The sequence below is a fragment of the Caldibacillus thermoamylovorans genome (genome assembly GCF_000751775.1).
GTDB classification, from domain to species: domain Bacteria; phylum Bacillota; class Bacilli; order Bacillales; family Caldibacillaceae; genus Caldifermentibacillus; species Caldifermentibacillus hisashii.
Genome location: NZ_CCRF01000035.1, coordinates 81,937 through 106,734 on the forward strand (window position 1 = coordinate 81,937; position 24,798 = coordinate 106,734).

General features: G+C 39.1%; 21 protein-coding genes, 1 riboswitch and 2 other annotated features. Of the genes, 16 read left to right on the forward strand and 5 right to left on the reverse strand.

Annotation, left to right across the window (positions count from 1 at the left end):
- Positions 1–54: 54 nt before the first annotated feature.
- Positions 55–1,452, reverse strand: coding sequence for an isochorismate synthase (locus tag BT1A1_RS04530; RefSeq protein ID WP_034768563.1), 1,398 nt, complete (start codon positions 1,450–1,452; stop codon positions 55–57).
- Between the two features lie 466 nt (positions 1,453–1,918).
- Positions 1,919–2,401, reverse strand: a complete 483-nt coding sequence (locus tag BT1A1_RS04535; protein ID WP_227202915.1) for a ribonuclease H-like YkuK family protein — start codon at positions 2,399–2,401, stop codon at positions 1,919–1,921.
- Between the two features lie 340 nt (positions 2,402–2,741).
- Between BT1A1_RS04535 and BT1A1_RS04540 the strand changes: the two genes are divergently transcribed.
- Positions 2,742–4,190: an MATE family efflux transporter gene (locus BT1A1_RS04540; RefSeq protein WP_081912271.1), complete on the forward strand. Its 1,449-nt coding sequence runs from the start codon at positions 2,742–2,744 to the stop codon at positions 4,188–4,190.
- Between the two features lie 150 nt (positions 4,191–4,340).
- On the opposite strand, the gene BT1A1_RS04545 is transcribed toward BT1A1_RS04540, so the two are convergent.
- A complete protein-coding gene (locus tag BT1A1_RS04545; RefSeq protein WP_034768567.1) occupies positions 4,341–5,162 on the reverse strand; it encodes a purine-nucleoside phosphorylase in 822 nt (273 codons plus the stop codon).
- Between the two features lie 629 nt (positions 5,163–5,791).
- Between BT1A1_RS04545 and BT1A1_RS04550 the strand changes: the two genes are divergently transcribed.
- Positions 5,792–6,391 carry a DUF6230 family protein gene (locus tag BT1A1_RS04550; RefSeq protein ID WP_034768569.1) on the forward strand — a complete coding sequence of 200 codons (600 nt, stop codon included), beginning with the start codon at positions 5,792–5,794 and terminating at the stop codon, positions 6,389–6,391.
- A gap of 27 nt (positions 6,392–6,418) precedes the next feature.
- Entirely contained in the window at positions 6,419–6,865 is a 447-nt protein-coding gene (locus BT1A1_RS04555; protein ID WP_051989003.1) for a DUF6114 domain-containing protein, read from the forward strand.
- A 246-nt stretch (positions 6,866–7,111) separates the two neighbouring features.
- Here the strand turns inward: BT1A1_RS04555 and BT1A1_RS04560 are convergent, their stop codons facing one another.
- Together BT1A1_RS04560 and hisC are read right to left on the reverse strand one after the other, a co-directional pair.
- A complete protein-coding gene (locus BT1A1_RS04560) occupies positions 7,112–8,332 on the reverse strand; it encodes an EAL domain-containing protein (RefSeq protein WP_034768571.1) in 1,221 nt (406 codons plus the stop codon).
- Between the two features lie 253 nt (positions 8,333–8,585).
- Entirely contained in the window at positions 8,586–9,659 is a 1,074-nt protein-coding gene (hisC, locus tag BT1A1_RS04565; protein ID WP_034768573.1) for a histidinol-phosphate transaminase, read from the reverse strand.
- Positions 9,660–9,885: 226 nt separating this feature from the next.
- Here hisC and BT1A1_RS04570 point away from each other — a divergent pair, with 226 nt between their 5' ends.
- The 13 genes from BT1A1_RS04570 to trpC all read left to right on the forward strand — a co-directional run bounded on the left by BT1A1_RS04570 (position 9,886) and on the right by trpC (position 24,783).
- Positions 9,886–10,782 (forward strand): ATP-grasp domain-containing protein, encoded by an 897-nt coding sequence (locus BT1A1_RS04570; RefSeq protein WP_034768575.1) that lies wholly within the window; start codon positions 9,886–9,888, stop codon positions 10,780–10,782.
- On the forward strand, positions 10,775–11,635 hold the full coding sequence (locus BT1A1_RS04575) for an ATP-grasp domain-containing protein (protein ID WP_034768577.1): 861 nt from the start codon (positions 10,775–10,777) through the stop codon (positions 11,633–11,635). The genes BT1A1_RS04570 and BT1A1_RS04575 overlap by 8 nt, the downstream gene beginning before the upstream one ends.
- 83 nt (positions 11,636–11,718) lie before the next feature.
- Positions 11,719–11,819: riboswitch (SAM riboswitch) on the forward strand.
- 68 nt (positions 11,820–11,887) lie between these two features.
- The gene (locus tag BT1A1_RS04580) at positions 11,888–12,613 is read left to right on the forward strand and encodes a phosphoadenylyl-sulfate reductase (protein WP_034768579.1); all 726 of its coding nucleotides are present in this window, start codon (positions 11,888–11,890) and stop codon (positions 12,611–12,613) included.
- Positions 12,614–12,882: 269 nt separating this feature from the next.
- Positions 12,883–14,721 (forward strand): assimilatory sulfite reductase (NADPH) flavoprotein subunit, encoded by a 1,839-nt coding sequence (locus BT1A1_RS04585; protein WP_034768581.1) that lies wholly within the window; start codon positions 12,883–12,885, stop codon positions 14,719–14,721.
- 20 nt (positions 14,722–14,741) lie between these two features.
- Positions 14,742–16,463, forward strand: a complete 1,722-nt coding sequence (gene cysI / locus BT1A1_RS04590; RefSeq protein ID WP_034768582.1) for an assimilatory sulfite reductase (NADPH) hemoprotein subunit — start codon at positions 14,742–14,744, stop codon at positions 16,461–16,463.
- Between the two features lie 156 nt (positions 16,464–16,619).
- Positions 16,620–17,396, forward strand: coding sequence for a uroporphyrinogen-III C-methyltransferase (gene cobA, locus BT1A1_RS04595; protein ID WP_034768583.1), 777 nt, complete (start codon positions 16,620–16,622; stop codon positions 17,394–17,396).
- Between the two features lie 14 nt (positions 17,397–17,410).
- A complete protein-coding gene (locus tag BT1A1_RS04600) occupies positions 17,411–18,163 on the forward strand; it encodes a sirohydrochlorin chelatase (RefSeq protein WP_034768584.1) in 753 nt (250 codons plus the stop codon).
- A gap of 79 nt (positions 18,164–18,242) precedes the next feature.
- Complete coding sequence (sat, locus tag BT1A1_RS04605) at positions 18,243–19,421, forward strand: sulfate adenylyltransferase (RefSeq protein ID WP_043988428.1); 1,179 nt, start codon at positions 18,243–18,245, stop codon at positions 19,419–19,421.
- A 185-nt stretch (positions 19,422–19,606) separates the two neighbouring features.
- Positions 19,607–20,218: an adenylyl-sulfate kinase gene (gene cysC / locus BT1A1_RS04610; RefSeq protein ID WP_034768585.1), complete on the forward strand. Its 612-nt coding sequence runs from the start codon at positions 19,607–19,609 to the stop codon at positions 20,216–20,218.
- A 128-nt stretch (positions 20,219–20,346) separates the two neighbouring features.
- Positions 20,347–20,590, forward strand: a binding site (T-box leader).
- A 45-nt stretch (positions 20,591–20,635) separates the two neighbouring features.
- Positions 20,636–20,948, forward strand: a binding site (T-box leader).
- A 63-nt stretch (positions 20,949–21,011) separates the two neighbouring features.
- Positions 21,012–22,409, forward strand: coding sequence for an anthranilate synthase component I (gene trpE / locus BT1A1_RS04615; RefSeq protein WP_051989010.1), 1,398 nt, complete (start codon positions 21,012–21,014; stop codon positions 22,407–22,409).
- The gene (locus BT1A1_RS04620; protein WP_034768586.1) at positions 22,393–22,980 is read left to right on the forward strand and encodes an anthranilate synthase component II; all 588 of its coding nucleotides are present in this window, start codon (positions 22,393–22,395) and stop codon (positions 22,978–22,980) included. Before trpE ends, BT1A1_RS04620 begins: the two co-directional genes overlap by 17 nt.
- Positions 22,977–23,999: an anthranilate phosphoribosyltransferase gene (gene trpD / locus BT1A1_RS04625; RefSeq protein ID WP_034768587.1), complete on the forward strand. Its 1,023-nt coding sequence runs from the start codon at positions 22,977–22,979 to the stop codon at positions 23,997–23,999. The genes BT1A1_RS04620 and trpD overlap by 4 nt, the downstream gene beginning before the upstream one ends.
- 1 nt (position 24,000) lies before the next feature.
- Positions 24,001–24,783 carry an indole-3-glycerol phosphate synthase TrpC gene (gene trpC / locus BT1A1_RS04630; RefSeq protein ID WP_034768588.1) on the forward strand — a complete coding sequence of 261 codons (783 nt, stop codon included), beginning with the start codon at positions 24,001–24,003 and terminating at the stop codon, positions 24,781–24,783.
- Positions 24,784–24,798: the final 15 nt, after the last annotated feature.

Sequence of the window (24,798 nt, forward strand, 5' to 3'; positions counted from 1 at the left end):
CTCAAACCACTCATAAATCAATTTCATATCGATAAAATAATGCTTCTTGATGATTTATTTTTCTTCTCCTCCCAGCGCATGCAGCATAGGGCGAAACTTTATTCGTGTTTCGATTAATTCATCTTGCGGATTTGAATCTGGGACTAATCCACAACCTGCATATAATATTGCATTGTTATTTTGAATTAAGCCGGAACGTATGCCAACGATAAATTCGCCATTGCCTCGAAAATCTGTCCAACCGATTGGACCGGCATAGAGTCCGCGATCCATTTTTTCTTTTTCACGGATTATTTTCAATGCTTCTATCGTAGGTACTCCTCCTAAGGCAGGAGTTGGGTGAAGCCGTTCGACCATTTTGAAAATCGATTGTCCTGCTTTGGCCCTTCCTGTAATTGGTGTATATAAATGTTGAATGGCCGGTGTTTTCATTAAAATCGGCTCTTCCGGGACAATTAAGTTCGTACAAATGGGATTTAGTGCATTTTTGATCATGTTTACAACCAGCTGATGTTCATATCGGTTTTTTGCGTCATTTAATAAATTCTTACCGAGCCATTCGTCTTCACCCGGATCTTTGCTTCTTGGTGCAGATCCGGCTAGACATGTGGATAATACTTCTTCACCGGTTTTTTTCACTAATCGTTCCGGCGATGCCCCCAGAAAACAGCTGGAACCGGATTCTAATGCAAACGCGAAACTACCGGGTTGGTTTCTTCTTAGTTGTTCCAAAACTGTTGCAATGGAAGGCGATTTCGTAAATTCAATGATCATTTTTCTTGCCAAAACGACTTTTTTTATATCGGTGGATTTTAGCAGGTTTACAATATCTTCAACTGCTTTCACCCATTCGGCTTGTCCTATTTCCGTACATGAAGTCATCGAGACTTGTTCAACAGCAACAGTCGATTGCCGGGCCAATAAATCGTTCATGTATTCCTCTATATGTTTATATTGGGAAGTTTTGTTTTCCCCAGCTGGATCCATGATTTGGTTAAAGGTTAAAAAGTGTTGACCATTTACGACTGTCAGCATGTATTTTGGCAAATAAAAGAAGGTGTCTCCAAAATCGCTCCATTCTTGTTCTTTTCCTGTATCCGGGTCAAAAGAAAAGCCGCCGAAAAGAAGCGGTCCCGTTCCGATTATGGAGGAACCTTCTATTTCAGCATTTTGAACGATATCTTTCCAAAATTGATGAATATCATCAAAACGATTTTTTTTAGCTAGGTTGGAAAATAGTAAAGCAGCTCCAACGCCAACTAAATAAAAATCTTCATTAGCACTCTTCCAGAAAAATCGTTTTCCTTCTGTATTTGGAGTGCCCTGTTTATAAAAGACAACCGGATCAAATGGATCAATCGGTGTCGTTAAACTAAATAGTGTTTTTTGTTTTGTTTCAAGTTGTTTGATTATATTTGAATGTGCAATAGCTTGATTTTCCGCTCGTAACATTTCTCAAGGCTCCAATCTAGAATTATTATCGATAATATTATATCTTAAATCTGCTCATAATTGGAGGTTTAGCTCTTATTGGAAAGTTGAAAGTAAAAGTGGCGGATTCCGGGGAGGCATCTCATTGTAAGAAAAATCATTCGTTGCACACAGAAATTTTTTGGTAAATACATTGGAGCCTATCCGACTTTTTAATGATAGTTGACTTTTGGCCACTCTCGTCCTCTGATTACATCGGTGTGTACTCACAATGGCGATCGGATAGACTCCTGATAAGCATGATTTTTATATCAATTGTAAAAACCTCATCAATCTAGGTACAGCAGATGTTATACCGCTATTTTTTATATCAATTCGCAAAACTGCTTGCTACTCCAACAATCCCGGTACACTAGATGTTTCATACAGTTATCTGTATAGCGACTATTTAAAAACTCACCAAGGACCAAGTCCAAGTACACTACCGTTATTTTGTATAGCGATTCGCATAACAGCTTGCGACAAAGCTTTCCGGTTTTATTTTCGGTTCCACCCCGATCGATTCCATACGGGAAACCATTTCTTTTACAAACTTTCTTGTTTTATTTTTCCGACCTGCACCTATATCGATATGTCCTTCAATGATCAAACTGGCTCCTCTGTATATATTTGGCAAGATAATATCAATCAATCGGTTTTTCTTTTCTTCAGTAAATAACGAAACCACTTCCTCTGTTAAAGTTGTTTCAAAAGAGATCCGTTCGTGTAAATTTGTCATTTTCCTTGGAACAATCACTTTACGAATACATGCCCAGACTCCTTTTCTTTCACGCTGAATGACAATTCCGGTAATGAATCTCGTGTCATCTTTATGAACTTGGGAATCTGTACCGAACATAAGTCGATAGTTTCCGGTCGGATCACTTTGCATAAACCGGATAATATGTTGAAACACATCTTCAAAAGACATGTTTTTTTCTGTCAAATTCTGAAATTTGTCATTGAAAACAGGGAATTTTCTCATACTCCTTTCATATATAAATAGCCAGTTCTATTTTTAGTATATTCAACAGGAACCTGATTTTTCATTTCAGTAAAGTAAACTTTTGATAAACTACATGAAAATGTTTTATCCAGTAAGGAAAGATGATTTACGGAACGGGGAGCTCGATTTTTTGAAGACAAAGCTTACGAAATTTTTCATAAAAACCCCTGTAATCCATAATAGAACATGTTATAATTAATAGTCCATGTTCTATTATTAAATTAATGATTTTATTTATAAATACGTGACAAAGAAGTGTTGAATAATGAATAAAAGAAAATTGATTCAAAAGAGCCGACGTCAACTGCCGGCTCAAAATGAAAACCGTACGCGATCAAAATTAAAACAAAAAACGATCTATTTACTAAATAAATACTTTACCGGTGACTCCATTCGCTATCAAGAAGTTATCTCGATCATTATTCCGATTTTAGTCGACCAAGCCTTTTTAATTTTCATGAGCTTACTGAACACGGCGATGGTTGCTTCAGCCGGGGTTGCTGCAGTTAGTGCCGTTAATATGGTTGACTCCCTGAATATTTTTTTAGTAAACGTATTTATTGCTATTGCTACTGGTGGTACGGTCATCGTTGCTCAATATAAAGGTATCGGGAATCGGAAAATGGTCACCAAGACTGCGACACAAGCAGTATCAGCGGTAACCATTTTTTCCGTTTTACTTAGTGTCCTCGTTATCATTTTTCATGGACCTACATTGAATTTGTTGTTTGGGGATGCAGAAGCAGATGTTTTGCATAATGCGAAACTTTATTTAATCGGGAGTTGTTTTTCTTATCCTTTCATCGCCATTTATCAAGCTGTTTGCGGCGGATTAAGAGGAGTTGGGGAAACGAAACCGGTTCTGGTGCTTTCTTTACTAATGAATCTTGTTAATACGATTTTGAATGTTATTCTAATCACAATTGCTGATTTAGGCGTCTTAGGTTTAGTTATTTCTGTTATCACGGCAAGAATCATAGGGATGGCCGCTTCCTTACTTTATATTATAAAATATAATCACACGATCCGGTTTCGAATCAAAGAGGCTTTACACTTGGATTTTTCCATTTTAAAAAAGGTGATGTTTATCGGCATCCCGTTTGCTGCGGAGCAATTATTTTTCAATGGCGGAAAGCTGATCACCCAAACATTTATCGTTAAATTAGGGACGCTGGCTTTGACTGCAAATGCAATTGCCGGTTCCATTACGTTACTGTTTCAAATCGGTCCGAATGCACTCAGTATTGCGATTGTTACTGTCGTTGGGCAATGTATCGGCAGGAGAAACATTCGCGATGCAAGGCGATTTACTATGTCTTTCATTGGTTTGTCATCACTGTTTTATATTGTAACATCCGCCGTGTTAATGCCACTTTTCCCTTTGTTGATGAAAATGTTCAGTGCACCGAATGAAATTATTCATACGATTTTTATTATCGTACTTATGTCAGCTATCGCTCAACCGATATTATGGTCAGGCGCATTTATTATGCCTGCCGCATTGAGGGCAGCCGGGGATTCGAATTTTACTTCGGTAGCCGCATTGCTCTCCATGTGGTTTGTCCGGGTTGTTCTTGGCTATATTTTAGGAATAACGCTAGGGTTTGGGATTATCGGTGTGTGGGCTGCTATGATCATAGAGTGGTCTGTCCGCGGAATAGTCTTTTACTTAAGATTTCGCGGGGAAAAATGGTATCAGCATAAATTAGTGTGAATGAAGAGGCTAGCGGGCAAATCTTTTTTTCAATCGCATTTGATTTTATTGGTGAGAATAAAAACGGAAATAAAATTTTGAAAAAGGGACCCATAGACAAGAACTCCTTTATTGAAAGGAAGTTTTCAAAACGGGTCCCGCGGCAATTCCTTAATTCATTTCTTTTAAAATCTCTTTTATCAAGGAAATAAATTTTACCTTCACTTTCCCTGCTACATCAATAACTTCATCATGGCTTAACGGTTGGTTCAAAATTCCGCTGGCCATATTGGTTAAACATGAAATCCCCAATACTTGCATATGACTGTGCCTGGCAACGATTGCTTCAGGAACGGTTGACATCCCGACGGCATCCGCTCCCAACGTCCGTATCATACGGATTTCTGCCGGAGTTTCATAGGTTGGGCCGCTCCACCATGCATATACACCCTCCTGAATAGGGAGGTTTAAATCAGCGGCTACCTTTTTTGCCAAATTTCGAAGTTCAGGTGTATACAATTGAGAGAGATCCGGAAAACGTATACCGAGTTCATCATTATTTGGTCCAATCAACGGGTTTGTCCCAACCAAATTAATATGATCGGAAATGAGCATAAGATCTCCCGGTTGAAAACTCGTATTAACTGCTCCACAGGCATTGGTAATAATTAAAGAATCAACACCGAGTGCTTTCATAACCCGAACGGGAAAAGTAACCTCATCCAAAGTAAATCCTTCATAATAATGAAATCTCCCTTTCATCGTAACTACTTTTTTCCCCATCAATTCTCCAATAACAAGTTCATTGGCATGTCCAATGGCGGATGACTTTGCAAAATATGGAATTTCATCATATGGAATGGTTACCGCATGTTCAATTTCTTCGGCAAGCACGCCAAGTCCGGAGCCAAGAATGAGTCCGATTTCCGGCTTGAGATTTATTTTTTCCATTATGTAATTTTTGGCTTGTAAAATATGTTCCGTTTGATGCATGGTCCATCACCTCATGTCAAAATTTCTTTGCGTGATTCAAAAAGTAAAAAAAGCGAAAAATTTTCTGGAGTTTATCATGTGCGAAAAAATATGCTCCGTTACCTAGACGCCAGTAGCTTCTGAGAACTTCCAGACTCATTGTTTTTGAACCAAAGCTATTATTAAATACCGATATTTTAACCTAGGACGAGGTGACTGTCAAAAAAAGCAAAAATGTAGTATGTGTAACTTTATGATGTTCGACAGAAGAAAGTATTTTTCGGCTAATAGGAAAGTAGAAATTTTTCAATTTCTACATTCCTAACGCATAAGTGCACAAGGAAAGCTTCACGGGATACATCGCAGCCGAAAAAATTTTATATTTTTTCGGTGAACTACGGCTCTGCTCTCGCCTAAAGGCTCGGACGCCCGAGTTTTCTTTACCTTTATTAACCTATTTATATCATATTCATCATTTTTTGGTACAGTAAACGTTGTTAGTTTTTCAATTCACGTTTATCCTGATTGTTTCCTACCTTTGTAGGTCCAAAAAATAAATTACCGACAAAGTTAGGAATATATTTTTATAATAATTATAATAAACTGAAAACATCAAGCGGTTTCATTTAAAAATGGGAGGAGGTATTCAAATGAGTGAGACTATTTTAATAGGAAAAACTTCTAAAAAATGGTTTTTCTCCGCTTTATTGGCAAGCTTCATTTTGTTAGGGGGGGTGTTCTTTACATTAGGAATTAACGGTGTGGTTTACGCAGCGGGGGTTGGCGGAATTGGTAAGTTTAATGTTTCCTTTACTGAGATGACAGGTACCGGCTTTAAATTATATGGAGACCTGTATGGTGATCCAAGTAAAAATTCCCAAGCACATGTAAAACCGGTATTTGACAATGATATTCAAAATGCAAAAATTACAGATCTGGTCATTTCGAAAAATGTGGATATTCCAATTTTAGGGAAGTACACTGTCAAAATTTCCGCCGGTAATAAAGGTACCCCGGTAGAAATTAAAGGGTTAATCCAAAAAGCTGCACTCGTACAAGGGGATGCAGTGTTTACTAAAATGGATATTTCGGAAAACTATGTAGAAGCCAATGATCCTGAAGCAGTTAAGAAAGGGTTTACGCAAGGGGCGAGTACGGTGACAATTAAAAACGGTAACATTGAAACCCATTATTTATTCCAAGAAATGGTCACATTGCCAGGATTAAAAGTTGAGTTTGTGAAAAATTAATAGCCTGTTTGTCTGGGAGTGTTAATGATGGACAAATTTCATAACTTTAGAAAAAAATTTAAAAGATGGCGGATGAGCAGGCCGTTTTGGGGAGCGACATTTTCGCTCCTTGCTGGCTTAATTATTCTGTATATGCCGATTCATTTGCTTGAAGTGGCATTACGCCCGGGAAATTTTGTCGTGTTAGGTCTTCTGTTTGGGGGACTAATGACGATTATAGGAATTCTGAGTTATTTTTATACAAGATTAAACATTATTTTTGGTATTATTACGATCTTTTTATCTATTGCATCGATTTTAGGTGCCCTCGGGGGATTATTCGTAGGTACATTATTGGGGATTATCGGTGGCTCATTATTATTGTCATGGAGAGTTGTCGATCAATCGGTGAAAGAGGGAGATAAGGATTATACAAATTATACGCTGTCTGAAGTGGCGGCAAGTTCCACTGAACAAAAGCTGCAGAATGAATGAAGGGGCTGTCCAGAAAGTCAAAAATTAATCCAATTTGTATAGGCTAATTGAAGTGAGGGTGGCGGCGACTCCTGCGGGAACAGCGCGAGCCGAAGACCCTGCAGGAGCGAGGAAACGAGCGACGAAGCGGCTGAGGCCGTGCCCGCGGAAAGCGTCCGCCACCAAAACGAAAGTCAACCGAACCTATTCTTTTAGCAATAAAATTATAGAAGTTGTACTTTTAGGACAGCCCCAAGTTTCATCATATTACAATAGACCTTCTTGCTCATATAAATAGGCATAAGGAATATCAAGGAAAACATATAGTGTATCGGATATTGGATAGGAAAATGTCCGGATTTGTTCGTTTTTCTCGATATCTGTATATAAATCGGATAAAATGCCTTTTTTCTCTATGTTCATCCGGGCGATATTTTCAAAAAAATACGGTCGCCAGCTCCAGTTTTTATTACGGATTTCCTCTTTTAAACTCCAATTGCCGTCATTATCTTTCTCAGCATTGGCGGAAAGTTGCAAACCCTCTTCATTACATATATACACACGAAATGCATAATCGGAGCATGCCTTTCCGATTTTCAAGATCGTTTCATCAAGCGGATCATCCGAATGAATAGACGTTAAAATTGATTTTAATTGTTGATTGATTGCATTTGTTAACGTCATTTGCGCCTTAATTTTTTTCCGCTCATAATTAACAAATAACTGGAAGTCTTTTTTCATTTTTTCTTGACAGCAATCAATGGGAACATACTCTTGTCCGCTTCTGATTAAGTAATTGCCTTGATAAAATCGACCCCCATTACGCCAAGCATGATTTAATTGATGGTAAGTAGATATATTTTTGAACATTAAAGTTGCCCCGATTTTTTGGGATAATAATGAAAGTGAATGGTGTACATCTCTGTATAGATGCGGCGAATCATTATCTTTTAAAAATCCAACATCAATTTTTACCACACTGGGTTTCAAATATGCTAAGCGATCAAAACTGCCGCTCCGTTCACCGATATCATCAAGAGCGATTCGAATACCTATTGATTTAAAATAGTTGAACAAAATTCGGACTGAATCCATTTCTTCTGTTTTAAACTCTTCCTTTAACTGGATGATTAGTTTGTTTATATCGAATCCTTTTTTGGTATATATGTCTAGAAATTTTTCTAAACATTCGCCTCGATCTTTCATAAGCAGGTTCGTATCATAAGTGAAAAATATGTACATGGAAGGATCTGTTTTCATTTGATATTCGATCGCTTTTTCCAGTAAAAGGCGACTTAGTTCCAGACGAAATTCATCGGGAATGGTCAAATCTTTGAAAAACCAGTCAATACTTTGTACAGTACCATCCTCTTCATGAAAAAATGCTTCAATTTCATAACCAACCACTAATTGTGTTTCAGCACTAATGACGGGATGGTAATTGGGAACAACACGGTTTTCATGTAACATAATTTCAACCGGATCCATGGCCTCACCTCCACAGTATTCTCATAAACACATTTTATTACAGTATGGAGATGGATGCTACTTAAACGGAATTTTTCCGAAAATTCATGGGATGTGACAGGGATCTTTTGTACATTTAAGGTAGTAAGTTTCAACAATCAAAATGGAAACCTCGACATACAATGATCTTTTTTTATCGAGCACATGCAAAAGCTGCTGAAGTCCAATCAGCAGCACGGTTATATCAAAAAATATGATTGCAAAAATTCGTTTTCTAGTTGAAAACATGGCCTTTCACATAATCTTCAAGGGCGGCTAAAACTTCTTTGTTTTGCTCTTTTGTCCCTATGGTGATTCGAACCCCGTTTGGAAACGGACGGACAATATAACCTTTTTTCAAGAAAAAGTTGAACAGTTCCATTGGTGAAGCCATTCGAACAAAGATAAAGTTAGCTTGGGACGGATAATATTCAACGTTCAGTCTCTGTAAAGTTTGTTGAAAATCTCTCAGACATTCAGCGTTTTTCCGGACACATTCTTTGACAAAATCTTGGTCTTCAAGTGCGGCGAGGGCTGCCTGTTGAGCAAATGTTGAAGTATTGAACGGGAGCCGGGCAATATTGATTTTTTCGATTAGTTGAGCATTGCCGACTGCATAGCCGATTCGGAAAGCGGCCAGACCGTAAGCTTTTGAAAATGTCCGTAAAACGATTAAATGATTAAAATGCGCTAATAAAGGGATAGAATTTGGATAATCATCGGCTGTTACATATTCATAGTATGCTTCATCAAGGACGACCACAATTTCCGGGGGAACTTTTTCCAGAAACCGGACCAGTGTTTCTTCATTTAAATAAGTTCCGCTCGGGTTATTCGGGTTGCAAATCCATACGATTTTTGTACGATCATCAATCGCTTGAAACATTCCGTCCAAATCGAAAGAACCGTTATCTAGCGGGATTTCCCGAACTTGCGCACCTTCAATGATCGCATGATGTTTGTACTGGGGAAAGGTTTCATTGGCTGTTATTATATTGTCCCCTTCACATAAAAGAACACGGCTGATGATTTGAATAACTTCATCAAGCCCGCTTCCAAATAACAACTGATTTTCATCAACATGTAAATGATCGGAAACCTTTTTCCTAAGCTCTGTTGCATAACCGTCCGGATAGGTGGCTGTATCATGAAGTGAACTTAAAACAGTAGTTTCCACATGAGGCGAGCAACCATATGGATTTTCATTTGAAGCCAATTTAATGACTTTATCAATATTATATTCTCGTTTTATATCTTCGGGTGATTTCCCCGGCTTATAAGGTTGCAAATCCAATATTCTTTTTTTCACTGATTCTCTCCCTCACTCTTCATTCCGTTTAAAAAATAAACCTCCACTGATCCAACAGCAGAGGATTAGTTACAGGTTATTTATGATTATAGGTTTTGAATTTATATATGTCAATATTTTTAAAAAATATCCGCTCATCCGATCAAGTGAAAATTTGCGGATTACTTTGTGGTATTTTTTCTATATAATGATTTCAGATAGCTTGAACAGGTAAGGTGATGTATTTATGAATAAAAAAGGCTGGTTAATATACAACGGTGGTTTAATTTCTAAAAAATTTTTGGAAATCAACCATATGTACATATCCGCTGCAGCAAAAAAAGGAATCGAATTACAACCGGTTAAAAACAACGACATATATAGTTTCGTCATGGATAATTCTTTGCATGTAAAAAAGGATGGTTTGTTTCAGCCTGATTTTATTCTGTTTTTAGATAAAGATATCCGGCTGGCCAAACAGTTGGAAGGACTAGGTTATCAACTTTTCAATAATGCAAATGCCATTGAAATATGTGATGATAAAATCGCTACATTTCAAACATTAGCAAATAAACGAATACGAATGCCGAAAACGTTATTTTCACCAATGATGTTTCCCGGTACGATAGATCCAAATGACCAATTTATTGATCGAGTGGAAAAGGAATTTGATTATCCGATTGTTATAAAGGAAGCATACGGTTCGTTTGGGGATCAAGTTTATTTAGTGAAAAACCGAGAAGAATTGGTCGTCAAAAGGCACCAGCTGCTATACCGGCCTCATCTTTACCAACAATTTATTTCATCCAGTACCGGTAAAGATGCCCGATTGTATGTGGTTGGGGATCAAGTTGTGGCTTCCATGCTCAGATTCAATGAGATAGATTTTCGTGCGAATGTAACAAATGGCGGGATGATGCAAAAGTTCGATCCCCCGCGAACTTTTAAGGAGTTGGCCATAAAAGCATCACAAGCGGTGGGAGCGGATTTTTCCGGTGTTGACCTTTTATTTGGTGATAATGATGAACCGATAATCTGTGAAGTGAATTCCAATGCCCATATAAAAAATGTATTTGATTGCACCGGTATCGACGTGTCGGAATATATTTTTGATTACATAATGGAGAGAATTGGTAATGCATAGTGGTTTACTGATTTACGGACGGGATGATTATAAGAAAAATCAATGGTTTGCGGAACAACTCGTCGCAAGGGCACAGAAACATGGGTTAACGATTGACCTTGTTTTGACGGATGAACTTTTCCTTGGAATTGATGAACAATTTTACGCAGAAGCTAGAAGAAAGCGATTAGTGACACCGAATTTTGTTATTAATCGGAGCCGGAATAGTATCATTGCAACGCATTTTGAAAAGATGGGGTGCCGTGTGTTTAATTCGGCTTTTATAACAGAAATTTGTAATCATAAAGGGAAAACCCATCAATTTATCAACTCACATGGCATTAAATCTGTGAAAACTTGGCTTGGAAACCGGCATGATTTTTGTGTTGAGCAGTTTGACGGTGATTTTCCGTTTATTTTAAAATCAGTTGCCGGACACGGAGGAAGAGAAGTATTTCTCATTGCTAACGAAAAGGAATTGACAGAAAAACTAGCCGCATTTTCCGGTGATGAGTTTATTTTGCAGGAAGTTTGTACAAATCCCGGCGTTGATATTCGTGTGTTTGTTTTGGGAAACGAAATTTTGGCAGCTGTCAAAAGATACTCCGAAAAGAGCTTTAAAGCAAATTTTTCTTTAGGTGGGAAGGTTGAACCGTATTCACTGAATGACGATGAAAAGAGATTGGTTAAGAAAATCACGCAACTTGCACAGTTTGATTTTGTCGGGATTGATTTTATTTTAGATGAAGAGGGACGTTTTTTATTTAATGAAATAGAAGATGTGGTCGGTTCAAGAGTTTTGTATAAATGTTATGATATGGACGTTGTCGGCAAGTACTTAGCCTATATAGAAAAGAGTCAAAAAGGGAAATAGGTCATATTTTCAAAAAACTTATTGACTTTTAAAATAACACAGTTTAAACTTAATTCATACTAAAATTATAGGAAAAGATGATATTCTTATCAAGAGAGGTGGAGGGACAGGCCCGAAGAAACCTCGGCAACAGGTTTAAAAACACTGTGCCAACTCCTGCAGACAAATGTCTGGAAGATAAGAAGGAATATTTTTAAATCTATCCCTTCTTATTTATCAAAATGAAGAAGGGATTTTTTTAGGGGTGAAATGATGATTGAACAGCGGATTTTATATGATAACTTTACAGATGATCCTTTCAAGAATCAACGGTTTACAGATGAAACAAAAGGGGCGTTGCCTGTTTTACAATGGGCATATGAGACATATGGAAATTCCGTTGTTTACGCCTGTAGCTTTGGGGCAGAGGGAATTGTCTTAGTGGATCTGATTGCAAAAGTTCAACCGGAAGCAACGATTGTTTTTCTCGATACCGGCGTTCATTTTAAGGAAACATATGAATTGATTGAAAAAGTAAAAATCAAATACCCGAGTTTAAATATTCAACTAAAAAAACCGAAGCTGACTTTGGAGGAACAAGCAAAAAAGTACGGGCCGGAGTTGTGGAAAACAGAGCCTGATTTATGTTGTTTTTTGCGAAAAATAAGGCCGTTGGAAGAAGTTTTGTATGGAGTCCCGGCTTGGATTTCCGGACTTCGCAGGGAACAGTCTCCAAGCAGAAAGAATACAGATTTTGTCAATAAGGACGAAAGATTTAAATCTATTAAAATTTGTCCATTAATATACTGGACTTGGGAAGATGTTTGGTCATATATCCGTCAAAATGAGTTGCCATATAATATTTTACATGATCAAGGATACCCGAGCATTGGTTGTGAGCCGTGCACATTGCCGGTTACAGATCCAAATAATCAACGTGCCGGAAGATGGGCCGGTTTTAATAAAATAGAATGCGGTCTACATACCCCGGCGAATTGAGGACCGGTTCATTGAAACAAAATGGGAATCAAATTGGGACTAAATTAATTTGTTGGAAAATTGGGAAACCAGAATTAAAGATCCGGTTCTTTGAAACAAAATGGGGAACCGAATGGAGGACCGATTGGATTTGTTGCAAAATTGAAAAATCCAAATAAAGACCCGGTTCATTTGTCGCAAAGTTGGATAATCATAATTTAAAAACATACTATTTTAATATGAATACTGTTTTATAGATTGTAACATAAGAAATGATGAGGTGAAACGTTTTGCAATTTAACGTGAATAACAGCCCATTTAATGAAGAACAACGAGAATATTTGAACAGGTTAATCCCGACATTAACCGAAGCACAAAAAATATGGTTGTGCGGGTTCCTGTCCTTCCCGTTCATTGCCGGGCATGAACAAAGCGTGCAAGTTGATCAAACAGCTGCCCCGAAAATGGAACAATCCATTCAAACTCGTGAAGTAACCGTACTGTTTGGTTCTGAAACGGGCAATGGGCAATCGTTGGCAAGTACGATTGTTGAAAAATTACAAGCAAAACAATTACCGGTGCAATCATTTTCGATGGACGACTTTAAACCGCAAAATTTGAAGAAAGTTCAAGATTTATTACTCATCACGAGTACCCATGGGGAAGGGGAGCCCCCGGAAAATGCCCGGTCTTTTTATGAATTTTTACATAGTAAGCGGGCACCAAAATTAGAAAATGTCCGATTTTCTGTGCTTGCATTAGGTGACGAGTCATACGAATTTTTCTGTCAAACCGGGAAGGACTTTGACAAACGTTTGGAAGAATTAGGAGGAGAACGGCTCTATCCAAGGGTTGATTGTGATGTTGATTTTGAGGATCCGGCAGAACAATGGATGAGCGGAGTAGTTGCCGTCTTACATGAAACAAGCAATGCAAATGCATCGGCCATATCTGTTTCGGAAAAGCAAGCGGCGGCTACTCTGTTGGAGGAAAAACAGTCGGTTTATTCGAAAAAGAATCCTTATCCGGCTGAAGTACTTGAAAATATTAGTTTAAATGGTCGTGGTTCGAATAAAGAAACCCGCCACCTTGTGTTATCGTTGGAAGATTCCGGTCTGACTTTTGAGCCGGGAGACAGTTTAGCCATCTTACCGGAAAATGATCCGGAACTTGTTGACAGTTTAATCAATGAACTCGGATGGAACCCGGAAGAATCGATGCAAATTAACGAGGAAGGTGATATTTATTCATTGCGAAAAGCCTTGCTCTCCAAATTTGAGATTACTAGACTAACGAAATCATTTATTCAGGCGGCAGCTGAACTGTTTCATAATGAAGAGTTAAAGAAACTTGCAGCACCGGGCAATGAAGAAAAAGTAAAAGCTTATTTAGATGGTCGGGATTTACTTGATTTTGTCCGGGATTTTCGACCGGTACAACTTAAACCCGTTGATTTTATTCATATTCTAAGAAAATTGCCGGCGCGCCAGTATTCAATTGCCAGCAGCTTAAAAGCAAATCCGGATGAAGTACATCTCACCATCAGTACCGTCCGTTTCCAAGCCCATGGTCGCAATCGAAAAGGTGTATGTTCCTCTCAAATTGCCGAGCGGATTCAACCCGGCGATATGTTGCCAATCTATGTGGATCAAAATCCAAACTTTAAACTGCCAAGTAACCCGGATACACCAATTATTATGATCGGGCCGGGAACAGGTGTAGCACCATTTCGGGCATTTTTGCAAGAGCGTGAAGCAGAAGGAATTACAGGGAAAAGTTGGTTATTTTTTGGTGATCAACATTTCTCCTCAGACTTCTTATATCAAGTTGAATGGCAAAAATGGTTAAAAAATGGGGTGTTAACGAAAATGGATGTTGCTTTTTCGCGGGATCAGGCGGAAAAAGTTTATGTCCAACACCGAATGCTTGAAAAAAGGAAAGAATTTTATCAATGGCTGGAAGACGGGGCTGTTGTTTATGTGTGTGGAGATGAAAAGCATATGGCTCGCGATGTTCATCAAACGATCCTGACGATTTTAGAAAAAGAGGGTGGTTTGACTAGTGAACAAGCCGCTGTTTATATCGATCAAATGCGAAAACAAAAGCGTTACCAGCGAGATGTTTACTAAAACAGGGGAGGCGACAAAGCGTGGAACAAAATAAAACAAAACTTAGTGATAATGAGCGGATTAAACGGGAGAGTAATTATTTGCGAGGGACAATTGCGGAAGGATTAAAGGACCCGATCACCGGAGCCATTTCTCCCGATGATAATCAATTATTAAAATTTCATGGAAGCTATCAACAAGACGACCGTGATGTGAGAGATGAACGCCGCCGAAAAAAATTGGAACCGGACTATCAGTTTATGATTCGTGTGCGGATGCCCGGGGGACTGGCAACCCCAAAGCAATGGTTGGAAATGGATCGACTTGCAACTACTTATGCGAATGGAACTTTGAAACTGACGACAAGACAAACGTTCCAATTGCATGGTGTCTTGAAATGGAACTTAAAACAAACAATGAAAGAAATCAATGAGGCACTTTTTACAACACTTGCCGCATGTGGTGATGTAAATCGGAATGTTATGTGTACTCCGAATCCAAATTTATCGGATGTTCATTACGAGGTTTATGAAGCGGCAAAAAAAATAAGTGACCATCTACTGCCGCAAACACCTGCCTATCATGAAATTTGGTTGGACGGAGAAAAAGTAATCGACACAAGCGTTGGTCAAGAAATTGAACCGATTTATGGACCTACGTATTTACCGCGAAAATTTAAAATTGGGATTGCGGTTCCGCCTTCCAATGATGTAGACATTTACTCCCAAGATTTAGGCTTTATTGCGATTGAAGAAGATGGTGAACTAAAAGGATTCAATGTTGCGGTTGGTGGCGGGATGGGGATGACCCACGGCGATTATCGTACGTATCCGCAAATTGCCCGTGTGATCGGTTTCTGCCCAACGGATAAAGTAGTCGATGTGGCAGAAAAAATTGTTTTGGTTCAACGTGATTATGGAAATCGTTCCAACCGGAAAAATGCCCGTCTCAAATATACGATTGATTCCAGAGGCATTGAATGGTTTAAAACCGAGTTACAAAATCGGTTAGGTTGGGAATTAGAAGAGGCAAGACCATTCCATTTTACCCATACTGGAGATCAATTTGGCTGGGTAAAAGGAAATAAGAAATGGCATTTAACGTTATTTATTCCAAGTGGCCGGGTAAAAGACGATGAAGAGACCCAATTTCTCACCGGATTAAGAGAAATTGCCAAAATCCATACCGGTGAATTTCGATTAACCCCGAATCAAAATGTCATTATTGCTAATATAACAGCAAAAAAGAAAAAAGAAATTGAGAAACTGGTAGAACAATATCATTTAGCTGGCGGAACATATGCATCTCCTTTATGGCAAAATTCCATGAGTTGCGTCGGTTTCCCAACTTGCGGATTGGCGATGGCCGAGTCTGAACGGTATTTTCCGACTCTGCTCAAAAAGATTGAAGCCATTACAAAAGAAGTCGGGCTCAAACAGAATGAAATAGTCATTCGAATGTCAGGCTGTCCAAACGGCTGCTCAAGACCGGCTTTGGCAGAAATCGGATTTATCGGGAAAGCACCCGGAAAATACAACCTGTATCTGGGTGGCGGTTTTGCCGGCAATCGTTTAAATAAATTATACAAAGAAAATATTGGGGAAAAGGAAATTTTAGAAGCGTTATATCCAATTTTTCAGCACTATGCAAAAGAACGAAAAGAAGGAGAGCGGTTTGGTGATTTTGTCATTCGAACCGGTTATGTGGAAGAAGTTCATTCCGGATTAGATTTTCATGGTTCGAAAACGGTCAAAAACATATAAAACACATGCACTAAACGAAAAAATATATTGTTAATTTCTTCATTGATAAGTGGATATTTCATCACTTGAAAATCAGCGAATACGACAATTTTTATCAGCCTTAAAAGGTCTATAAAAAGTTAGCGGATGCCAACAAAGAAAGAATGAGGTGGAACGATGGGGAAAGTTTATTTAGTCGGAGCGGGACCGGGTGATCCTGAATTAATTACTGTTAAGGGTTTAAAAATTATCCAACATTCAGATGTAATCCTTTATGATCGTTTAGCTAACCAAGAATTACTTGCATATGCTAAAAAAGATGCCAAATTAATTTATTGCGGGAAAAGCCCGAACCAGCATACGTTATCACAGGAAAAAATAAATAGCTTGTTATGTAAGTTCGCTGCTCAAGGTAAAGTTGTTGCGAGATTAAAAGGTGGAGATCCTTTTATTTTTGGACGCGGAGCTGAAGAAGCAGAAGCGTTAAGGAAATGCGGGATCCCATTTGAAATTGTTCCGGGGATTACTGCCGGTTCTGCTGTCCCTGCCTATGCAGGAATTCCCTTAACCCATCGAGATTACAGTTCCTCGGTTACTTTTATTTCCGGTGTTAGACAAGAAGGTGCCGATACGGAACAATATTGGCGATATTTGGCACAGGGAACGGACACAATTTGTGTCTATATGGGTGTAAAACAATTACCGAGTATTTGTGAACGACTAATTCGCTATGGAAAAAATCCATCCACACCAATCGCCATCATCCATTGCGGAACAACGACAAAACAAGAAACCGTAACAGGAACGCTGGAAAATATAATCGAGAAGGCAAAACATATTCAAAATCCGGCAATGATTGTCATTGGTGAAGTGGTCCGGTTAAGGGAAACGATTCAGTGGTTTGAATGGAATGCGGTTCAACAAGCATTTCCAATTCAGGCAGCACTCGGTTAGTGAGGAGAAAGTGTATGCTGGGAATTTTATATGTTTGTCACGGGAGTCGTGATTTAGCTGCAATAGCGGAAGTTCAGGATTTTATTGCTTTGGTGATGAATGAGGTCGATGTTTCGTTTCAGGAATGTTGTTTTTTAGAATTGGCTCAGCCTGATATCGACCAAGGGATTGCCAAACTCATTGAAAAAGGTGTAACGAAAATCGCTGTCATTCCTGTGTTGCTATTAAGTGCCGGCCATTACTATATTGATATACCTAGAAAGCTCGAAGCAAACAAAGAAAAATATCCGAATATATCTTTTGCATACGGGAAACCCCTTGGTGTCCAAGATCGGTTAATTGATATTTTAGTAGACCGGATTAACGAAACAGGTGTACCAATCAATCATCAGGCGAAAATCCTGTTGGTTGGAAGAGGCAGTACTTATCCGGAAACGAAAGTAGATATTGAAAGGCTTGCAAAAATGTTGAGCGAAAAAATCCATTTTAAAAATGTAAACTATTGTTTTTTGGCAGCTTGTAAACCGTCTTTTGCAGAGGAATTTGCATTGTCATTAAAAGGTAACTATTCACAAGTATGGGTTGTTCCTTATTTATGGTTTACCGGATTTTTAATGAACGACTTGCAAAAGACCATCGTTACGCATAAAGATGTAAAAAAGCAAATTATATTATCAAAGCAACTTGGAAGCCATCCAAACATAAAGGAAGCATTAAAGGATCGTGTTTACGAAACCGTTCAATCATTATCCTTTATTCGGGGATGACGTTGTGCCAAGAAGTGCCTTACATGGAGCAAAAATCCAGTTATAAAAGGTTTTTGTTGATTTTACGGGAGGGGTATTAATGGCTGTTACAATGAAGGAAGAACAAAAAGGAATTCCGGCCCATGGTGGAAAACTGGTTCAGCGAGTTTTGTCGGGTCAGGAAAGAGAGTTTTATTTAAATATAGTAAAATCGTTAAAATCATTAAAATTGGATCGTTGGAGTTTATCAGATTTAGAATTGATCGCGATTGGCGGTTTTAGCCCGCTTACCGGTTTCATGGGGGAAAAGGATTATTTACGGGTGATAGAGGAAATGCGCCTTAGTGATGGTACGCTTTGGAGTATTCCCATTACTCTCCCCGTGTCCAACGATGATGCGGATCTATATGATATTGGTAAAGAGATAGCCCTTAAAGGGGAAGATGGTATTGTCTATGGAATTCTACGGTTGGAGGAAAAATATTATCCTGATAAAGAAAAAGAAGCACAACTTGTTTACGGGACGACCGACCTAAACCACCCGGGTGTGAAAAAATTATTTGAAAGAGGTGATGTTTATTTTGCCGGCCCGGTCTATTTATTAAACCGGATCGACCACGGCCAATTTGAAGACTTCTATTTCGAACCGGCTGAAACAAGAAAATTATTTGCCGACTTGGGCTGGAAAACAATCGTCGGTTTTCAAACGAGAAATCCCGTTCACCGGGCCCATGAATATATTCAAAAATGTGCCTTGGAATCTGTCGATGGTTTGTTACTCAACCCGCTCATCGGTGAAACAAAATCCGATGATGTTCCGGCTGATATAAGAATGGAGAGTTATCAAGTTATTTTGAAAAACTATTTTCCTAAAGATCGGGCCAGGCTCGTGATTTATCCTGCCGCTATGCGTTACGCCGGACCGAAAGAAGCCATTTTGCATGCAATTGTCCGGAAAAATTACGGGTGCACGCATTTTATTGTCGGACGTGATCATGCCGGTGTCGGTGACTATTATGGAACATATGAGGCGCAAGAATTAATTTCCAAATATGAGGATGAATTAGAAATCCAAATTTTAAAATTCGAGCATGCTTTTTATTGCACAAAATGCGGGAATATGGCGACAGCAAAAACTTGCCCTCATGACAAGTCTGCACATGTTCATTTGAGTGGCACAAAGGTGCGGGAAAAACTTCGCAATGGGGAAGACTTGCCTAAGGAATTTTCGCGTCCGGAAGTTGCTGAAGTATTAAGAAAAGGATATGCAACAAACTGATTGAAGGAAAAAAAGCGCGTGGCAAACCTATTTGCGATGTTTAAACCGGCCGGCTAAAACTAAAGTCGTCCTGTTACTACTCATGTCTACCTTCATCCTGTGGACCAAGTGCCCCGCAGGAGAACAGATTTGCTTCTTTTACTCAAATAAGTCAACGGTAACAATTAGAATTTGGGGGAAATGGAATGGGAAATGCAACGAATATTGTTTGGCATGATTCAAAAGTGACGAAGGAAGACCGCCAAATATTAAAAAAACATAAAAGTGCCGCTGTTTGGTTTACCGGTTTATCCGGTTCAGGAAAGTCCACACTTACCGTTGCCGTGGAAAAGGAACTTCACCAACTGGGCGTCCACACTTATCGCTTAGATGGAGATAATATTCGGTTTGGCTTAAACAAAGATTTAGGTTTTAGTCCCGAGGATCGGGCAGAGAATATTCGCCGGATTGGAGAAGTAGCAAAATTAATGGTTGATGCCGGATTAATTACATTGACAGCCTTTATATCTCCTTACCAAAAAGATCGGGACAAAGCAAGAGAGATTATTGGTGAAGCGGAATTTATCGAAGTTTATGTAAAATGCAGCTTGGAAACTTGTGAAAATCGCGATCCAAAAGGGCTGTATAAAAAAGCCCGTGCCGGTGAAATTAAGGAATTTACGGGCATTGATGCACCGTATGAAGAACCGGTAAACCCGGAATTAATCATCGATACAGAAAAACTGTCATTGGCCGAGTCTGTTCAAACCGTGATTCACTATTTACTTGAAAAAGGTTTTATTCCAAAAACAAATTAATGAAATCCATTTTACAATGAACAAAACAGGATGCGCTTGGCGTTTTTTCAACAAACAAATGAATAAGAAAATTTGTTGTTGACATATGATTTGAATTGTTTTATTATTAATTTCAATAAATCGAAAATTTTCAGGCGATGAAGAAGAAGAGTATTCTATTTTGACACAAAAAGAGAGCCGGTGGATGGTGCGAACCGGTGTGATCGGATAGAAGAATGGGCTTCTGAGCTTCCAAACCGAACCAAAATTTCGCAGTAGGCTTTGGCGATATTGTCTTGTCGTTATCTGAGACAGTTTAAGTTTATAATACTTAAACGCTAAAGTGAGCTGTTACAGCTAATAAAGGTGGTACCGCGGTCCCTCGTCCTTTACGGATGGAGGGACTTTTTGCATTTTGTAAAGAAAAAACAGAACATGAATAAATCGATGAGTAAGAAGAGTAGGCAGTTTTGAAGCGTTGCAGAGAGCCGGTGTTGGTGGGATTCCGGTACGTGGATAGTTGCTGAATGGCCTTACGAGAGGTGGGCTGAACAACAAAGACGGGATGTGGATTCGCAAGTTAGATCGAATTTTTCCCGATGTTAAGTAGGTAAACCCGTTTTTCCGGCGTTACACGGATAGGATATCAGATGAATATAATGCAAATATTTTCATCCCGTATCCGAAAAAGATGAAAAGTATTTAATGCTTTTCAACAGAGGTGGCACCGCGGTAATCAATCGCCCTCTGCAGACATAAGTCGTTTGTGTTTGCAGGGGGCTTTTTATTTTTGAAAAAGAAGGGAGAAAAAATGATGGGAGAAACACCGCTTTATAAATTTAAACGAATAAAAAATTTAACATTCACGCCAACGGATATCTATCTCCGTTTGACCGGGAAGAAAAAGTTTCTCTTGGAAAGTACCTTTCAGCACGAAGAAAAAGGCAAATATTCGTTTCTTGGGGAAGATCCTTACTTGGAATTTATCGGCATAGGAAACGAAACAACTATGATGAATCATGAGACCGGTCGTTCAGAAAAATTAACCGAAAATGCCTTAACGGTCATCAAAAAACAATTACCGAAAATCGATGTAAATCTCCCGCTTCCGTATTACGGAGGGGCAATTGGCTTTATTAGTTATGATACCATTCGGCAGTATGAGTATATTGGTGAAGATCTTCCGGATGATATTGGAATGCCGGATATTCATCTGATGGTTTTTAAAAATACGATTGTCGTTGATCATAAAAATCAAGTGATTTATTTAATCGTGATGAACCCGGATTATGAACCGGAAGAGCGATTAAATGAACGATTACAGCAACTCCAAGCCGTTTTAGTGAATCCGTTCCAGGAGAAGGTTCCGGTAATGGAGCCAATCCAATTTTCCCCTGATACAACAGCGGAAGAGTTTAAGAGAAATGTAGAAGTGGCTAAGGAGTATATACGAAAAGGTGATATTTTTCAGATCGTTTTGTCACATAGGTTTACCGCCGAGTTGAGACAAAACCCGTTTCACCTGTATCAAAGACTGAGAGAAGCCAATCCGTCCCCGTACATGTTTTTTATCGATTTTGAAGATTATATTGTTCTTGGCGCATCTCCGGAAAGCTTAGTACAGACGAAAGGGAGGACCATTATTACCAATCCAATTGCCGGAACACGTCCACGCGGAAATACCGAAGAAGAGGATGCCCGGCTTGTCCAAGAACTGTTGGCAGATGAAAAAGAACTGGCCGAACATCGAATGTTGGTCGATTTAAGCAGGAATGATCTAGGGCGTGTTTCCGAAATAGGTACGATTGAATTGCCAACCTATATGAAAATTGAAAAATATCAACATGTGATGCATATTGTTTCAGAAGTAAAAGGCAAGCTGAGAGAAGAATTTACTAGCATTGACGCTTTAATTTCATGCTTGCCGGCAGGAACGGTTTCCGGAGCACCGAAAATCAGAGCCATGCAAATTATTAATGAGCTCGAGAACAAGAAACGAGGCGTATATGCCGGCGGGATTGGGTTTATCAATTTTAATTTCGATATGAATATTGCCCTGGCCATTCGTTCCCTCGTTGTCAAGGATGGAAAGGCGCATTTACAAGCCGGAGCGGGTATTGTTTATGACTCGGACCCGGAAACGGAATACATGGAGACGGTGAATAAAGCCAAATCATTAATGGAGGTGGCGGGAAATGTACTTATTGATTGATAACTATGATTCTTTCACATATAACCTATACCAATATATTTCCGAGCAAAAAGTGAATATAAAAGTAGTCCGTAATGACCAAATTTCAATAGAGGAAATTGCTGCATTAAAACCGGAAGCGATTATTATTTCTCCCGGACCCGGTACGCCTGAAGAAGCGGGAATTTGTATCGAAACAGTGCAACGTTTTTACCAATCTGTCCCGATTTTAGGTGTTTGTTTAGGACACCAAACAATTGCCGTGGCATTAGGGGGCAAATTAAGGCAGGCCAAGGAAATTAAGCACGGAAAAACTTCTTTTATATCTCATAATGGTCAAGGGGTATTTACGGATTTGCCGGAGCCGGTGGAAGTCATGCGCTACCATTCTCTTGTCATTGATGAACAAGTTATCCCGGACTCACTGGAGATTGTTGCCAAATCCATTGATGATCATGAAATCATGGCTGTTCAACATCGACATTTTCCAACTTACGGAATCCAGTTTCATCCGGAATCGATTGGTACAGAAGTGGGCAAACAAATGATTCGTAACTTTTTACAAAAAACAAGAGAGGAGATTATAAGATGAAAGCTTATTTGGAGAAGTTGATCAGCGGTGAAGATTTAACTTTTGAAGAAATGAAAGAAGTAACGGAATACTGTCTGGAAAAAGCGACCGATTCGGAAATCGCCGCCTTACTGACCGCCATGCAGGCAAAAGGAGAGACGGCTGAGGAAATTGCCGGAATCGTTGATGTCATTTTAGCAAAGTCTACGTTTAAAATACCTGTCATTACCGACGCAATCGATAATTGTGGCACAGGTGGCGATAAATCTTTCAGTTTCAATATTAGTACCACGTCCGCATTTGTCATTGCCGGAGCCGGGATCAAGGTTGCCAAACACGGAAACCGCAGTATCACAAGTAAATCAGGCAGTGCCGATGTGCTGGAAGCCTTAGGAGTTTCCTTAACCCTTTCAAAAGAACATGTTGAAGAATTATTGCAGGAAAATAACATTGCTTTCTTATTTGCACCCAATGTTCATTCGTCATTAAAACCATTTACAAAAGTAAGAAGGGAACTTGGTATCCGCACGGTTTTCAATATTATCGGACCTTTAACAAACCCGGTTCATTTGAACGCTCAATTACTTGGTGTTTATGACAAAACATTTTTGAAAATGTTGGCAACAGCATTGAATCGATTAGGCAGAAAGAGAGCGGTCGTGATTAATGGGGCCGGCAATCTCGATGAAGCAACCCTTGCCGGTGATAATCATCTTGTTTTTTTAAACAATGGAGAAATCACTTCCTTTACGTTGTCACCGGACGATGTCAATTTGCCAACCTATGCAAAAGAAGAGATTCGTGGGGGAACTGCACAGGAGAATGCAGACATTTTATTGAGCGTACTAAAGGGGAAAAAGAGTGCTTATTATGATACGGTTTTGCTGAATGCCGGACTGGGAATTTTTGCGAGCGGAAAAGTTAACTCAATTCAGGATGGAATTGAGAAGGCAAGGGAAAGCATCGAGTCGGGTGCCGCATTGAAACGATTGGAATACTTAATTGATTACAGTAAAAAAGTTCCGAGCGGGGTGTCTTAAGTTGACCATATTAGATGAAATTATTGCAAAGAAAAAAGACGAGATAAAGACATTAACCGGTCAAACCTTTCAACCGGTTGCCTATGAACCAGTCCCGACTTTTCAAAGTTTAGTAGCTGCTTCTTCACAAATGAATATTATTGCTGAAATTAAGCGGTCATCACCATCAAGAGGAGCGATAAACACAACTGTTGATCCTGCCGATCAAGCGAAAAGGTATGAAGCACTTGGAGCAAAAGCAATCTCTGTTTTAACGGACCAAGCTTTTTTTAACGGTTCAATAGAAGATTTGATTCAGGTGCGGAAAACCGTCCGGCTACCGATTTTATGTAAAGATTTTATGATTGATCCGGTGCAAATAGATCGGGCAAAAGCAGCAGGGGCAAACATTATTTTATTAATCGTCGCTGCCCTATCGGATGCCCAACTGGCTGAATTGTACCAATATGCAGTTGAAAACGACTTGGAAGTGCTTGTGGAAGTGCATGATGAGGAAGAAATGGAACGGGCATTACGACTGGAACCGGAAATAATCGGCATCAATAACCGCAATTTAAAAACGTTTGAGGTAAACTTGGCAACAACGGAAAGGCTTGCTTCGATGGTTCGCGGCATGAAGACGATTTTAATCAGTGAAAGTGGTATGAAGCAACAAGGAGATGTTATACGTGTTCGGAATGCCGGGGCGAATGCCGTTTTAGTCGGCGAAACGTTTATGCGGGCGGAGAATTTGGAAGAAACTTTTAAATCGTTCCAGGTTTCATTATTTCAAAATATAAACTGAAAAGCATTAACCGAC

Coding starts and splice junctions, on each gene's coding strand:
- BT1A1_RS04530 (WP_034768563.1), bottom strand. CDS start 1,452: ATGTTACGAGCGGAAAATCAAGCTATTGCACATTCAAATATAATCAAA.
- BT1A1_RS04535 (WP_227202915.1), bottom strand. CDS start 2,401: ATGTCTTTTGAAGATGTGTTTCAACATATTATCCGGTTTATGCAAAGT.
- BT1A1_RS04540 (WP_081912271.1), top strand. CDS start 2,742: ATGAATAAAAGAAAATTGATTCAAAAGAGCCGACGTCAACTGCCGGCT.
- BT1A1_RS04545 (WP_034768567.1), bottom strand. CDS start 5,162: ATGCATCAAACGGAACATATTTTACAAGCCAAAAATTACATAATGGAA.
- BT1A1_RS04550 (WP_034768569.1), top strand. CDS start 5,792: ATGAGTGAGACTATTTTAATAGGAAAAACTTCTAAAAAATGGTTTTTC.
- BT1A1_RS04555 (WP_051989003.1), top strand. CDS start 6,419: ATGGACAAATTTCATAACTTTAGAAAAAAATTTAAAAGATGGCGGATG.
- BT1A1_RS04560 (WP_034768571.1), bottom strand. CDS start 8,332: ATGGATCCGGTTGAAATTATGTTACATGAAAACCGTGTTGTTCCCAAT.
- BT1A1_RS04570 (WP_034768575.1), top strand. CDS start 9,886: ATGAATAAAAAAGGCTGGTTAATATACAACGGTGGTTTAATTTCTAAA.
- BT1A1_RS04575 (WP_034768577.1), top strand. CDS start 10,775: ATGCATAGTGGTTTACTGATTTACGGACGGGATGATTATAAGAAAAAT.
- BT1A1_RS04580 (WP_034768579.1), top strand. CDS start 11,888: ATGATTGAACAGCGGATTTTATATGATAACTTTACAGATGATCCTTTC.
- cobA (WP_034768583.1), top strand. CDS start 16,620: ATGGGGAAAGTTTATTTAGTCGGAGCGGGACCGGGTGATCCTGAATTA.
- BT1A1_RS04600 (WP_034768584.1), top strand. CDS start 17,411: ATGCTGGGAATTTTATATGTTTGTCACGGGAGTCGTGATTTAGCTGCA.
- sat (WP_043988428.1), top strand. CDS start 18,243: ATGGCTGTTACAATGAAGGAAGAACAAAAAGGAATTCCGGCCCATGGT.
- cysC (WP_034768585.1), top strand. CDS start 19,607: ATGGGAAATGCAACGAATATTGTTTGGCATGATTCAAAAGTGACGAAG.
- trpE (WP_051989010.1), top strand. CDS start 21,012: ATGGGAGAAACACCGCTTTATAAATTTAAACGAATAAAAAATTTAACA.
- BT1A1_RS04620 (WP_034768586.1), top strand. CDS start 22,393: ATGTACTTATTGATTGATAACTATGATTCTTTCACATATAACCTATAC.
- trpD (WP_034768587.1), top strand. CDS start 22,977: ATGAAAGCTTATTTGGAGAAGTTGATCAGCGGTGAAGATTTAACTTTT.